At 57.7% G+C, this 14,733-nt stretch carries 11 protein-coding genes; 7 read left to right on the forward strand and 4 right to left on the reverse strand.

What is annotated here, in order from left to right; genetic code table 11:
• Both HKN37_05225 and HKN37_05230 read right to left on the reverse strand, forming a co-directional pair.
• The coding region (locus HKN37_05225) for a metallophosphoesterase (GenBank protein ID NNE46045.1) at positions 1-1,169 on the reverse strand (1,169 nt) is incomplete at its 3' end.
• 111 nt (positions 1,170-1,280) lie between these two features.
• On the reverse strand, positions 1,281-2,219 hold the full coding sequence (locus HKN37_05230) for a hypothetical protein (GenBank protein NNE46046.1): 939 nt from the start codon (positions 2,217-2,219) through the stop codon (positions 1,281-1,283).
• A 97-nt stretch (positions 2,220-2,316) separates the two neighbouring features.
• Here HKN37_05230 and HKN37_05235 point away from each other — a divergent pair, with 97 nt between their 5' ends.
• From HKN37_05235 to HKN37_05245, 3 genes are read left to right on the forward strand one after another with little or no spacing between them, the layout of a single operon-like run.
• Positions 2,317-3,033, forward strand: a complete 717-nt coding sequence (locus HKN37_05235) for a hypothetical protein (GenBank protein NNE46047.1) — start codon at positions 2,317-2,319, stop codon at positions 3,031-3,033.
• A gap of 47 nt (positions 3,034-3,080) precedes the next feature.
• Positions 3,081-3,953 (forward strand): MBL fold metallo-hydrolase, encoded by an 873-nt coding sequence (locus HKN37_05240; protein NNE46048.1) that lies wholly within the window; start codon positions 3,081-3,083, stop codon positions 3,951-3,953.
• Entirely contained in the window at positions 3,950-4,453 is a 504-nt protein-coding gene (locus HKN37_05245; GenBank protein ID NNE46049.1) for a histidine phosphatase family protein, read from the forward strand. Before HKN37_05240 ends, HKN37_05245 begins: the two co-directional genes overlap by 4 nt.
• Positions 4,454-4,463: 10 nt before the next feature.
• Here the strand turns inward: HKN37_05245 and HKN37_05250 are convergent, their stop codons facing one another.
• Complete coding sequence (locus tag HKN37_05250; protein NNE46050.1) at positions 4,464-6,863, reverse strand: GAF domain-containing protein; 2,400 nt, start codon at positions 6,861-6,863, stop codon at positions 4,464-4,466.
• 220 nt (positions 6,864-7,083) lie between these two features.
• On the opposite strand from HKN37_05250, the gene HKN37_05255 reads away from it, so the two are divergent.
• Positions 7,084-9,378: a PAS domain S-box protein gene (locus tag HKN37_05255; protein ID NNE46051.1), complete on the forward strand. Its 2,295-nt coding sequence runs from the start codon at positions 7,084-7,086 to the stop codon at positions 9,376-9,378.
• Positions 9,379-9,395: 17 nt separating this feature from the next.
• Entirely contained in the window at positions 9,396-10,046 is a 651-nt protein-coding gene (locus HKN37_05260; GenBank protein NNE46052.1) for a response regulator transcription factor, read from the forward strand.
• Positions 10,047-10,122: 76 nt separating this feature from the next.
• On the opposite strand, the gene HKN37_05265 is transcribed toward HKN37_05260, so the two are convergent.
• Positions 10,123-12,090, reverse strand: a complete 1,968-nt coding sequence (locus tag HKN37_05265; GenBank protein NNE46053.1) for a tetratricopeptide repeat protein — start codon at positions 12,088-12,090, stop codon at positions 10,123-10,125.
• Positions 12,091-12,537: 447 nt separating this feature from the next.
• Here HKN37_05265 and HKN37_05270 point away from each other — a divergent pair, with 447 nt between their 5' ends.
• Positions 12,538-13,470: a universal stress protein gene (locus HKN37_05270; protein NNE46054.1), complete on the forward strand. Its 933-nt coding sequence runs from the start codon at positions 12,538-12,540 to the stop codon at positions 13,468-13,470.
• Positions 13,471-13,536: 66 nt separating this feature from the next.
• Positions 13,537-14,406, forward strand: a complete 870-nt coding sequence (locus tag HKN37_05275; protein NNE46055.1) for a universal stress protein — start codon at positions 13,537-13,539, stop codon at positions 14,404-14,406.
• The last annotated feature ends 327 nt before the right edge of the window (positions 14,407-14,733 follow it).

The raw sequence follows: 14,733 nt of genomic DNA on the forward strand, positions 1-14,733 counted from the left end.
GTGTAGTCCGGGTGATCCATCGGGTCTCCGGGCCCTGTCTCAGCTGGTGGCTCGTAGTTCTGTTCGGCAGCGTGGAGGCGGGTTCTGAAGACGTGAATCGGATCATTGCCATCGGCTGCCACGCGCCAGAATGACAGCCACGTTGACCCGTCGCCATAGTAATGGATCGTTGAATAGCCCGGCCCGGTAGCCGTGAAGATGGCGTCCCCGCCACCCGCCACATGACTGCTCTTCGAACCGGCGCCACTGACAACAAAATGGTTTGGGTGCAGATCTTTGCCAGACTGGAAGTACTGCAGACTGTGTTCGTGACCGGCTGCATAGACCAGGCGTTCATGATCGCGGAATATTCGCTTTAGTGCGGTGCTCAGGCGGCGGTAACGTACGTGTGCGAGGTCCTGCTCACTGACTCCCAGATAGCGGACGTACAGGACCCCGAGCGTGCCAATCAGCGGAAGCGGCACATACGCGTTCTTCCAGAATCGTGTCAACGGAAAAAGATGGTCCCGAGCCCGGGCATGGCCCCCGTGCTGTCCGTTGGACATGAGCGGATGATGGCCGACGATGAGTAGTCTCTCGTCCTCCTCATCTCGAATCTCTTCCGCAAGACCGGTCAGCAAATCATCTCTCTCCCGAATATCATTCCTGCCGTCGTCGCCGAAGGATTTTGCCTGGTCCGTCAGATACCATTCTGTGTCAATGGCCAGCAGCGTGATGCCGTCAGCCAGCTTGACCTTTGCGGGGCCCGGATAGCCGTCGCTCGGGAGAAACGTGTCTCCCCGATTCAGATAGGATTCCACATACCTCTCTTGTCGTGCGACCGACTCCAGTCCTCCCGGTCTCGAGCTGTTCCAGTCGTGGTTACCGGGGACAAATACGATGCGGCCGGAAAAGTGGTCGACAGCCCCCAGGATCGCTCGCAAACGAGCCTCAGCATCGGCGCGACCGGGATCCATTGAATCGGGAAGGCCGCAGCAATAGAGATTGTCACCAAGGAACACGACCGCGGCCCGCTCATCCACGAGCTCCAAGTGTTTCTTGAGCGTTCCCAAGACCGGGTCGGTGCCGTCAGTCTGGACAGCCCCGACATCTCCGACCAGATACACGCGGTACACCTCCTGGTCGGAAGTGGGGGCGTCTTCCTGCCACCCATGCGCGGACTCGGCCACGAACATGCGAGTTGGAGAACACGAAATGACCGTCACCGCGATCGTAACCGCTAGTGCGCCAGCAATACATCGAGGTAGCATAGAAGTCGACGAGTGAATGGTCCGAATGCGCTAGGACGGTGTGTAACTATATCGCAACAGCCGGCCGCGACCACGCCCGGACTCGCTGGCTACGAACAGATCACCGTTCGCGAGGAAGGTGATTCCTTCGGGCTGCGGCAGCAAATCTTTGTCCAGACGAGCAATGCCGAGGACATTCCCGTCCATATCGAAGATTGTCAGACTTCGAGAGACCGACGACAGCACGTAGACATGACCGGAAAGCGGATGGATGGCGATTCCCGACGGCTTGAAGCGACGAATGTCGAGGAGGCGCCGCATGGAGCGAGAAACGACGCCCTCGGGGATCGCTGCCTCGGCTGCCTGTGCGTCAAAGACCAGGGCCGGATCACGGGACAGTGTGGATGACGCCAGTGAAAAACGATAGACAGCGCGCATTCCCTTCAACCCCTTGCCCGCATATTCTTTGCACGCCACCAGGAGTCCCGTGCTGTCCGCTGTGACGGCGAGACCCTCGGTGTCATATCGCGAAGATAGCCACGTGTCGTGCACGATCAGATCCGCGTTTTCATCATCCTGCCAGTTCCGAATCTCGAAAATCGTACCGTCGCTTCGAAGTACGAAAACGACATTCTGCACAGCCTCTATCGCCTCATAGTCCCCACCACCCCTGAAGCGCTGTCGATCGACTACACGGCCTGAGGCGGCATCGAGGATGAACACAACGCCGTCCTCGTCCTGAACGGCGGCGATTCGCGACGAGTCCAGCGCCGTGAGGCCCGAAATCTCGTCCAGCGCCTTCGGCAGTTCGGCAACGAAGGACGGTTGGTCAAGCATGTAGGGTATCTCGTGACTCGACGTGACCGGAGCGGGCTCGACACCCTGGCACTGCGCTCCCGAAGTGATCGTTCCGAAAAGCGCAAAAAACAGAAGCGCGGCCGAAAAGAAACGAGTTGGACTGACGTTGGATTTGTTGACGGTGAAGTTCATACGTTACATGAAGCACTTCGGGCCGGGAGGTTCCTTGAGGGCGTTGGAAGGACGAGAGAGAACCAAATGTTTGATAGCTACGTAGTGCTGCATTATCGTGCAAGTTTCTCTGGCACAGGTGACGTCGATGGATATCAATAATCCGCAGGATGGCGGGCCTTCCAGTTCGCCGGAAGAAATCGGGGTGGGAGTCTCGTCAGGTGCCGGGGACGTGAAGAAGAAGAAGAAGAAGAAAAAGAAGAAAGCGAACGACGAGCAAACGCTGTTTGGCAGTCGTCGCGGTGTTGAAACGATGTTCAGATCCGCGTACCGTGCGCACCTGGATCTGACTTCTCTGGCCGACGCGAAGGCAAACATCATGATCAGCATCAACGGACTGATTCTGTCGATTATTCTGGCGGCGATTGCCCCGAAACTCGACACGAATACGTGGCTTGTTGTACCAACCGTAATCATGTTGATCAGCTGCGTGGTGGCCATCGTCTTTGCTGTGCTCGCCGCTCGCCCGCGCGGCAAGCCGGCAGAGAATCTCACGCTGGCCGAAGCACTGTCCAGGGACGTGAACCTGCTCTACTTCGGTAACTCGGCACAACTGAGTGAGGACGACTTCGTGACTGGCCTCACCGAGATGGTGCAGGATACGGATGTCCTGTATCGCAACATGATGCGCGACATCTATGGGATGGCCACCGTTCTGAAACGCAAGTTTGGGCTTCTCAAGTCCTCCTACACGGTGTTCATGTTCGGCATCTCAATAAGTGTGTTTGCATTCATCGCGGTCTTTGTCCTGGAGACCTGGTCCGTTTCTCCGTAGACAACTCGGTCACCAGTCAGCCACCTATTACAAATCGCGGCGGAGCAATGATCGTCAAGTACTGGGGTGTACGCGGCTCGATGCCGAGTCCGGGCAAAGACACGGTGCGCTACGGCGGAAACACGGCCTGCGTAAGCATTGAGATCGGAGACAGCGTCGTTATCATAGGCGCGGGCACCGGCATCCGCGCAGCGGGCAAGGCGCTCGTCCGTTCAGACAAGAAGATTTTCGTCATGGTCTCTCACCTCCACTACGACCATGTGATGGGTTTTCCTCTCTTCGGGCCGCTGTTTCAGTCGGGGAGGGTCATCCAGCTGGTGAGCTACCCGTCGCCGACAGGTCCCTGGACTCCGCTGAAGCTCATGGATGGCATTCACTGGCCGATTACGCCGGCCGAACTGTCGGCAGATGTGCGGATTGTCGACGACCCCGAAGCGCTGCTCGCCAAACACGGGATTACTCTCACGACTATCAACGTCAATCATCCGGGTGGGGCGCTCGGTTTCAAGATCGCTCAGGGCGATCAGGTATTCGTCCATGTGCCTGACAACGAGCTCGACCAGTCGGGCGAACCGACGCTCCGATTCGACCAGATGGTTGAGTTCTGTCGCGGCGCAAACGTGCTGTCGCACGACGCTCAGTACCTCGACCGCGAAATGCCGCACCGGGAAGGCTGGGGCCACAGTCTGGCGATGAGCACCTGCCGACTGGCAATCCAGGCGGGCGTCCGTCGTCTGGTTTTGTTTCATCATGACCCGGATCGCACGGATGACGAGATGGATAGAATCGGGCAGATGGCGTCCGACGAACTGGAGCCCCACGGAATCGTCAGTACCATCGCATACGAGGGCCTCTCGATCGATCTCTCTAATCCGGGATCGACCTCTCGCCCCGTCATTCGTCCTCACGACATCGACTGATGAAGACGCTGCTGTTCTTTCGTCATGGGAAGTCGGACTGGGATGCCGACTACGGGCCCGACCACGATCGCCCTCTTGCTCGGCGCGGTCGAAAGGCAGCAAAGAAGATGGGTCGTTATCTGAAGAGTATCGACGAGGTGCCGGAAGTTGTGATCACGTCAACGGCTGTGCGCGCGAGAACGACGGCACAACTTGCGAATAAGGCTGGCAAATGGAGCGTGCAGGTAGTGGAGACACGAGATCTCTACGATGCGTCACCGTCGACCGTACTCGACCTCGTGCATGGGCTGGATGACGACGTCGCGTCCGCTATGCTGGTTGGTCACGAGCCGACGTGGTCTGCCTCGATTCGGATTCTCAGTGCGGGGGGTGGGGTTCAGTTTCCGACCGCGGCCATGGCCAGCATTCAGTTCGATGTTGACAAATGGTCGGACGTGCAGCCTGCGGGTGGCCGTCTCAAGTGGCTGGTGATCCCCAGGTCGCTTCCGGACGACCTTTGAGTATTCGTGATCAGGCCACGGCCTTGCCTGAAGTCGGCGCCTCCGACACGTCATGAATCCGGTCCGGACGCACGATCACTTCCGCGTCGGGCGGCGTTTCCGCAACTCTTACCCGTAGTGCCCGCAAACCGCTTGCGCCCTGCAGGTCCTGTAGATTCAGCTCCTCCAGGGAACCATCGACCAGATATCCGGCGGCTGTCAGATAGTCGAGGTAGCGCCTGTATTCCGCAGCCTCGCCCGACTGGCTGTACACGATCGCGATGTGACCCGGTTGGGTGAGGCGCTCGCTGGTACCGCGGATTTCAGCCTTGTCAATTCTCTTTTTCACAATCTCATATCTAACATTGTACGCCCCGTCGACATCGAACTTCTTCTCATCTTCCCGAAATCGAATGGACAGCGGGATATTCTGAACGAGAATCAGGTGGGCGGTTTCGAGCGGGACTCGCAGCTCGCCCGTACCTCCGAGCTCCCAGACGATTCCGCACGTGGTCATGAGTTGCCACAGGCGGAGGTTGTTGAGGTACAGGAGATCGAACTGCTGCTTCTCTGCAATGGAGTTTCCTACGTAGATATTGTAATCGACGCCGTCCGTCTTGTACTTCTCGAAGTAGTGTGGAAACATGGCCTGGGCTGCGACCTGCTTCCGATCGAGGAAGTGTGAGATGGTGTCGTTTATGACGGCCACGCTCTCCTCGTACTCCTTCCGCCGACGGTACAGAATCCCAAGTTTGGGATCGAGAGCCTGTTGGTAGGTCTTGATCTTCTCCTGCACCGACGGGCCGAATGACGACAACATTTCGAAGAGTGATTCGACCTCAGTTCGAAGAAAATCCAGAGCAGTAATTTCGATATCTGTCGTCGGGTTTCGGTCAGCGGCATGAACGAACCTGTCGATCCTGTAACCTATGCCGTCGAGTGCGGGAAGCGGACGGTGACTGCTGGCCTCTACGACTACGTGTAGCGCGAGGCTCAACTGCTCAATCAGATCTGACTGAATGGCAGTCGATCGGTTGGTGGATGAGTTCCGAATGTCGGACAGGCCATAGAGCGGATAGACACCATCGAAGACAACTTCTGTCTCTTCTGGCCTGCTGTTATCGGCACGCGCCAGGTGATGAAAGACAGACTTGCGGAATTTCCACTCCACTGACGGGTGAATTGCCGTGTACTTGTGCTTCATCAGCGCCTGGATGCGGTCTTCCTGTTCGTCCAACGTGCGTTTCATCGCCGTCGCAAAAAGCGTGATCACGTCCATCAACTGAATGGCATTGATCTTCGTTACGGCACCCTTTCGCGGCGACGCCAACTCCATGAGGCCGATCAGCTTGCCCTCATAGCGGAGCGGTGCGAGCATCAGGCTGGAGATACTCTGCTCGACCAGATGGTGCTCGAGAGCGGTGCAGTATTCACAGTTCTGCAGATCGCTCAGTACGATTGGCTCGGTGCTTTCAAATACTGCCTTGTATGCCGAGTTGTGACGCTGAGGGCATTCCGGCATCACGTCGTTGCTGAACAGCAGGCTGCGACCGATCCTGCGGGCATACGACATCTCTTCAAAGTCATCGTCAGGCAGCGCGATCAAACCGAGGCGCATGCGGGGAAGCCGCAGAAGCGTTCGAAGCCGACTCTCAAGGCGGTCGATGGATTCTTCGCTCGCGAACGCATCTTTCTGCAACAGATCCTTCTTCAGCGCCGAGTGGACCTCCTGCGCTGTGACATCGAGAGCCTTTAGGACCACAAACCCGTGGAACTCGAAATTCTCCGGTGGTAGCAATTCCATCCAGAGTTCGAGGTTCATCGGGCTCGAGAGCAGTACTTCGATTTGCGCGGTCGAAAGATCAGGTAGCTTGCCGATTACGACCGGACGGGCGAATTGCGTGTCAAAGATGATCTGGTAGAACTTGCGGAGGCCGGACTCCTCGTCAATATGGGTATAGACCAGCGGGTATACGGCCGTGTGCTCCAGCCCATAGTATGCTTTGAGGATCTCCATGTAGGCACCGGCCGCCTTTCCGCGAAGGAATCCCTCCTCGTCAATCGGGACGCCGGTCACCGTCGTTCTTTGATGGAAGTTCTCGAGTATCCCCAGCTCGTCCAGTCCTGCAGTGGAGTAAATACTGGACATCTTGTAGGGAACCAGGGCGGCCGCAACGATACCCATACCCGCATGCGCAATCGGGAAGACGGCTGTCATGAGGCGACTCAGGATGTCTTTGTGATTCTGGAGAACATCCAGATCCCCAATCGTACCGTGCAGTTCAGGGACTGCATCCACCTCGAGAGCGATAGCTCTTGCGATGGCATTCTGTGGCGACGATTCGTCCGCAGCGAGCGTGCGCCAGAAGTCGATCAGGTAGTCGAGCGTGAGGACTCGATTGAAGGGAAAATCGTTTGCGCTGAATTTCATACGTAGCACCTGGCCGGTGAATCCCACTATAACGACGCTGACTGCGGCGAGTTGCGGGCAAACGCATCCACCCGACTCAGCCTTTTGTGCCAATTATGCTCTAAAAGTTACGAATTCGGTATCACCCGGTCACCGTGGAGTTCGTATGATTCAGCGGCTATCCCCTACACGGCTTGTCGGGGATTCCCTGCGATACTTGCGGCGGGATCATCATTAATTCATGGCGATGAAGATGGGCGGGACTCACGATCGAACGTCGACGCGCGGCGCTGACGGTAACACCTTGACGGAGCTGGCGGTCGAGCACTCAACTCTGGGCGGTAAAGGGCAGCAGGAACTGAACATATTGGTGTTCGGGAAGGATCAGACTGCCCGCAAGCCATTGCACAGGGCGCTGGGAGAGCGAGGTCATCCGGTGGTGTCAACGGACGACGTCAATGCCGCACGTGAATTGTTTGACCGGCACCGCTCCGACATCGTGTTTTTGTGCGGCCTCGACGGGGCCGCATTCGAGTTTTCGAAGTTCGTACGGCGAGTGGGCGGAGAGCGCACCTTGATTGTCGGCTATATGACGGACACCGATCCGTCCGCTGCTCGTACCGCGATCGAGGCGAATCTCGACGAAACGATCATTGACCGCTATGACCAGGACGAGATCCATGTAAAATTGGCGCTTATGGAGCTGCGGGCGAAGCGCCGGATCCGCTGGTCCACGCTGGAGGCTGAACTCCGGTCGAGCGAGAATCGTTACCGGCTGCTGGCGGAACATGCCACCGACATGATCAGCCGGCACACACCGGACGGCACGTATACGTTCGCATCTCCGGCGTCTCGACGCCTCCTCGGATACGAGCCTGAGGAACTGGTCGGTCGATCCGCTTACGATTTCTTCCATCCCGACGACAAGCCGTTGGTCCGCGAGAGCCACGACGGGCTGCTTGAGATTCCCGATGTCGTGACCGTGGAATACCGTATTCGAAAGAAGAACGGCGACTACATCCGCCTCGAGACCACGACCCAAACGGTTCGGAACAGGGAGTCCGGAGAAATAGAGTCGATCATCGCGGTCTCGCGAAGACGCGAGGAAGATCCCCGGGCGCACGAAGTGGCAGACCGCTGCCGCAGAGAACTCCGCGATACGCAGAGATTGGCGAGAATTGGCTCCTGGTACTGGGATCTTGAGACGGATCAGGCTACGCTGTCGGACGAGGTATATCAGATCCTGGGACTTGATTCCAAGACCTTCGATCTGAATTTCGACAGCTTCATGGAGCGAGTTCATCCCCAGGACCAGCATATGGTTCGGGATCGCATTCAGGCTGCGCGAAAGGGATCGGACTCCCTTGAAATTTACTACCGGATTGTGCGGCCCGACGGACAGATCAGAACAGTGTGCGGCAGAGGCGAACTGGAGAAAGAGGGCAGCGGTCGCGGACGATTCGTTGGCACCGTCCAGGACTTCACGGAACTCGCTGCCGTCGAAGAGGCGTTGCTCGAACGGGAGGCTCAACACCGGGCGATCCTCGAGACGACGGTCGATGGGGTCATCACGATCAGCGAGACGGGGATTATCGAATCCTTCAATAGCGCAGCCGAACGAATATTTGGCTACGAGGCATCGGAGATGGTGGGAAAGAACGTCTCAGCACTGATGCCTCGACAGTACGCAGAGGAACACGATACATACATCAGAAGCTACCTCGAAACGGGTCACAAGAGAATCATCGGAATTGGTCGCGAGGTGATCGGTCGGCGAAAGAGCGGCAAGACGTTTCCGCTGGAATTGGCCGTGAGCGAGGTTGAGTTGCCCGGTCGCAGGATCTTTTCGGGAATCATCCGGGATGTCTCGGATCGGCGTCAGCTGGAGCAGCAGATTCTGAATATCAGTGAGCAGGAGAGACAGAGGATTGGTCAGGACCTGCATGATGGTCTGGGCCAGATGCTTACCGGTATCGGTCTGATCATGAAGAATGTTTCAAAGAGACTTGGCGAAAAGGGTCTCCCCGAGGCCGAGGACGTGGAGGAAGTCACCGACCTGATACGGGAGGCGGATGAATACGCACGAAGTCTTGCTCGCGGGCTCATTCCGGTTGAACTGGACTCGGGTGGCCTTGCATCGGCCTTTCAGAGGCTTCTGTTGAACGCGGAAAAACTGTTCGGACTGGTCTGCTCGTTCGAGCAAGTTGGGGGCGAGCTCGAAATCGATAATACGATTGCGACCCACCTGTATCGGATTGCTCAGGAGTCCCTCAGCAACGCGGTGAGACACGGGCAGGCGTCGCAGGTGAAGGTCATCCTAGCCACGGGCGAGGGGCAGGTTCGGCTTAGAATCCTCGACAACGGTCGCGGCTTTCCGGATCAGATTGATAAGAATCACCCCGGGATGGGAATACGAATAATGCGGTACAGAGCTCGGATTATCGGGGCGACGCTTGAGGTCCGGAGTCGCCCGGAGGGAGGTACAGTCATCGTGTGTACCCTTCCAGGAGCTGCCGCGCTACAGGCAAACGTCTGACGAAGACAGGTAGAGATATGAATAAGATCCTTATTGTTGACGATCATCCCTTGATGCGTAAGGGACTTGCACTGACTATCGACGCTGAGGCGGACATGTCAGTGCGTGGACAGGCGGCCAGTGCTGAAGAAGCACTGGATCTCATCGAGGAGGAGTCGCCGGATCTGGTAATCGTCGACATCTCCCTCCCGGGAATGAGCGGGCTGGAGCTCGTAAAACACCTTCAGGCGGTTCACCCGGAGATCCGCATCCTGGTTGTGTCTCGCCACGACGAGACCCTCTACGCAGAACGCGCGATTCGTGCCGGCGCCCGCGGCTACATCATGAAGCTCCAGGCGGGGGAAGTCATCGCCAAGGCGATTCGCCGCGTGTTGAATGGGGGCATCTACGTTAGCGAAGAAATCAGCGAGCGCCTCCTGCTTGGCATTGCGACCGGTCGGGACAGCCTTACCAAGTCGCCGCTGGAAGTACTCAGCGATCGCGAGCTGGAAGTCTTTGAACTGACGGGAAAGGGTCACGCCACGCGCGAGATTGCCGAGAGGCTGCACCTGTCGGTGAAGACCGTCGAGTCGTACCGGGCGCGGATCAAGAACAAGCTGAATCTCACGACGGCGTCGGAACTGATGCAACACGCTGTGCAGTGGGTAGAGGGAGAAGGAGCCAGCTGACTCGCGACGACGGGCGCACACGCCGAACCCACCCGCACGGTTTGCCCGATCGACGTTTCCATTTACCGGCTTGCCACTACTGGCGGTCGGAGATCCCTTCCTCTGCCGGACTGTCAATGATGTCCAGCAGTCGCCGGTAGTTCTGATTATCTGGATCCATCTCGATCAGCCGTTCCAGATACTTTCGCGAACGATCAAGTCTATTCGTATTCGCGAACAATGACGCAAGATTCGCGAGAGCCGGCTCCAGATCCGGGTTCAGCGAAAGCGCCTTCTCAAAGTCGACCTGGGCGTTCTCCAGGTCACCCAGAAGAACACGCGCAAATCCGCGGTTGTTGTAGGCGTCGGCAAATTTCGGATGATCCTTCAACAGTGCATCGAACAGCTCCGTCGCACGGGGCAGCTGACGGTCGGCGGTATACGCGGTTGCAAGTTTGTTTCGGAACTGAAGATGTTCGGGCGCCTCGGCAACAGCACGCTCGAAGAAACGAATGGACTGCCGCACATTGCCGATCTTGGCGGCCGACTCACCGATGCGATACAGCGTCCACGCGTCCGACAGGCTATCCGCAGTAATTCGGCGACCCAGATCAGCGGCCTTCTCGTATTCGCCCTGAAGAAACCAGAGTCGAACGAGCGGCCGGACGAGTACCACTTCAGAGTGTTGAGTGAGTGCGCGATCCATAAACACGGCAGCCGAGTCCAGGAAATACGGACGGTGTTCGAATTGCTCGTAGTGCGTCAGGTAACCTTCAGCCATGACGCGGGCCGACGGGTTCGCATCCGTAAGCGAGGCGAGTTGATAAAACTCAGCCGCGTCCGATGACGATCTGGATCTAACCGGTTCGGGGATACGGATATTGTGATCGGTGATGGTCACGTGCGGTATGTCCTTCGAACTCGAAATCGGCATGTGACAACTCCAGCAGTCGTCGTTCGCGGCTGCCCGAACTTCAACGTCTTCCGAGCAAAGATTGGAGCGATCTACCGAGTGACAGTTCTGGCAAACGGTATTGTACAGATCGGTTGTTGCCGTGCTGTCGATGCCGACGTGCGGATTGTGGCACATGACGCAGGTCATGGGCTCGTATCCGGAATCAGCTTCTCTGGCGACTCGAAAGCAGTCACTCATGCGAAGGCGGTCCGGGTGGGATGCCATGATGAACTGGTCGAGAGAGTCAGCATATCTGGGTTGGAAGACCTTGATCACATCGCCAAGAGCTGTTCCGGGTCGGAAATCAAGGAAGGAGGATGGCGCCACCGTATACGCTGTTCCCTGCAGGTGGCAGCGCTGGCACAGATCGAACTGCTGATCCGCCGGAAGCCGTCCCGGCGTGACAATTGAGTAGTCAATAAACCGGGTTGTATCCACAAGTCGACCGGCCTCCATCTCGTCTACGTGGTACTTGCCCGGTCCATGGCAGCGCTCGCACCCGATTCCCTCCGGTACTTGTCGATATCGATTACCTGAATTTGCCACATGCTCCGGCTGTCCATTATGGCAACTCATACACTCGACCTCGATCGGTCGATCAAATCTCCTGTTGCCGTCGACAAATCCCGGCGGCAGGTCCCACCGGCCGTCCTGGACGTACCACGTGAGCGGCATCTGAAAGAGGTAGCCGTTCACGTCCATGATGTGCGAGTTCGTATGGTGCCCGGAGCCGACGATGTAATCAATCTTCTCGATGCGCTTGTGCGTCGTGTCTTCGCCGACTGTCCGAAACTCCATGATGAAGAGCTCCTCGCCCCGATTGAAGGGGAGGTAGAACATGTTGTTCTGGGAGTCGAAGAGAGGAGTTACGTCGGCGAAATTTGCGTCGCTGTTGGAGAGCGTCGCTTTCTTGAAAGACCGACCCATCTCGGATGCGACGTACGTTTCGTAGTTCTCCTTGTGGCAATCCTTGCACGCGTCTCGCCCTACGTACTCAACGCGCGGGTCCTGATTGACGTACTCGTAGCCTGTTCCCAGCGGCGGGTCGTATTTCGGCCCGCATGCTGATGTAACCAGAGCCACAAGCACGGGGACGATAACGCTGCGCATACTTCTTGCGGGTTGAATGAGGTGGTGTGAGCGCGGTCGCAACGCGAATCCAGGTTGGACGGGACGTTGAGCTGTATCAACGAGTTGGTACTGGTCTCGTTTCATATGCGACGGCACAATTTCGGCGGAGACCGAACGCGGAGGAGCCGGAAATCTGCCAGATCACTGGCCGAATGCGGGCACTTCTTCATCGCCGGATGCGTCGAGATGGAGTGCTCACCACTCGATTGCGTGCGCCGTCTTCGGTCGTGGGTGCTTAAATGCCCCTGGCCAGACCCCGGACCTTACAAATTATGACGGGGATTCCCTTTCGAGACTCGGCTGTATCCCCTTACCTGACCCTGGGAAGCATCCCGTCACTCGCGTCATTGTCTTCTAGATACCTTCATGTCATCGCAGCGGAAAAAACCATCGACAAGCCATCCCAGTTCAAAGAGTGTAGCTGAAATGAAAAAGGACGTCGTCGCCGTGTTCAAGCCAGAAAGGGTTCTTGTGGCGGTCGACTTCTCACCGGCCTCGGAGTCGGCTCTTGAGAGTGCCCTCGACTTTGTCGGAAGTCGACCGGTCGAGCTGCACCTTATTCATGTTCAGATTCTCTTCGATGAGGCTGAAGAGGTGGCCGGAAAGGAACGTGAGATCGCGGCCGAGGCAGAGCGTCTGTACGGCCGCGTCACGAAACAGAGGAAGATCGCTAACGGCACAAAGGTGTCCTATTCAGTCGAGCGCGACGTCGCTCCGGCGTCGGCCATTCTGCGATACGCCGCCGCGCATGATATTGAGATGATTGTGAGCGGGACTCATGGGCGTCGGGGTTTCAGGCGGATGATACTTGGAAGTGTTGCCGAGGAACTCGTTCGACTCTCCGAATGCCCGGTGCTGACGATAGGAGGAGAGGCCTCCCATCATCTCGGCGAACACATGAAGTCAATCGTCGTCCCGGTTGACTTTTCGGAGGAATCCGCAAGGACCCTCAGCGTTTCAAGGCAGCTCGCATTTGAAAACCAGGCCACGTTGGAAATCCTGCATGTCGTCGAGGAAACCATGCATCCGGCGTTCTACAATACAGGCGTGTTTTCCGTGTACGATCTGAGGCCGGACCTCGACAAACGAGCACTCGAGGAGATGGAGAAGTTGTTCGCGGAAGCCGCGGGTCCGTCGGTCGACGCAACGTTCGCCCTTCGGCAGGGACACGCCGCTCGAGAGATAATCGAATACGCTGGCGAGCAGCAGTGCGATCTGATCGTGATGTCCACCCATGGCCTGACGGGGCTCTCTCACGTTCTGATCGGCTCGGTCGCCGAGAGTGTCGTACGTACGGCTCCGTGCCCGGTCCTGATACTTCCACGCCGCATGAATGGCCAGGCCGAAGATCAAACCTGAGCTCCCGGTGAGAAATAGAAACCTGTTTGCCCCACACAGGGATTTGCAGATCGGAAGATGCTTGCATTGAGATCAATTCTTGTACCCGTAGACGCTTCGTCCGGCTCGGAGGCCGCTCTGCACTTCGGTCGGCGGCTGGCGGAGAAGCGGAATGTCGCCGTCCACGTGGTTCACGTTGCAGCGACACCGCCGGCTGCGGCACGCTTCAAGGATGAGTTTTCGTCGCGGCTGTCGGAAGTGGCCGATGGCGGCCTTGATGTCACGGTCGAGGCTGTTGCCGCTAGCCGACCGGACCAGGCCATTATCGAGCAGTCGCAGGCACTGGATGTCGATGCCATTTTTATGGGCAAGCATGGATCCCGTACCACCGACCGCCTCCTGACATACCTCGGCGCTTACGGACAGGTGATCGGGACAACCGCAGAGTATGTCGTACGCACGGCGGATCGGCCGGTCCTCCTGACAAGCCCGCGATTCGTTCATGGGCCAGTCGACATCCGACGAATTCTGATCGCCATCGACTTTTCCGACTACACTCCGTCGGCCATTCGCGTCGGCAGAGAACTGGCGACCCTGTACAATGCGGAGATCGAGTTCATCCACGTTCGAAACGGAGGCACTTCGATGCTGCCTCCGGAGATCGAATTGGAATCGACCCAGGTCGACTTCTGTAATTTTGTAGTTAGAAAAGGGCAGGTCGATAAGTCTGTGATTGACAGGATCGCGGAGCGTGGAGTGGATATGCTGGTGATTCACTCTCATGGTCACACCAGCGATCGGCGGGCCCGCCTCGGGGAGATGGCCGACAAGCTAATTCGATCCGCGCCTTGCTCTGTTCTCACGATAAAGTCGTTCGGCAAGGCGCTCGTCGAACCGGACGACTCGGATCGGCAACTGGCAGCGCGGTTCTTCAACGAGATCGCCGCCGCGACCTGACTCGATACGACCTGCCGGCAGCCCGTGCCGGCCCGCGCGCCGCCGGGCTTTCACCGTCACAAATCGTTCGGGTTGTCTGCCCGGCTTCGTAGGGGCGCCCTGCTCCACCGAGCGTCACCTTCCAGCGTATCCTTCGTACATCCAGCAGACTAGCTGACTGGCAGAACATATAGCTGTCGGCCCACAGGGTCGGAGTAGAACATAGATGGCAGTTTTGAAGGACAAACCCACATGGCGGGGCTCTCGCACCCGAGAGGACAGACCGAGTACGGACGACGGAGTTGAGCGGTCGGGTCTACTGAATAGCGGGGAACGGCCGAAGAGGTC

This window comes from Rhodothermales bacterium, from assembly GCA_013002345.1.
In the GTDB taxonomy this organism is placed as follows: Bacteria; Bacteroidota; Rhodothermia; order Rhodothermales; family JABDKH01; genus JABDKH01.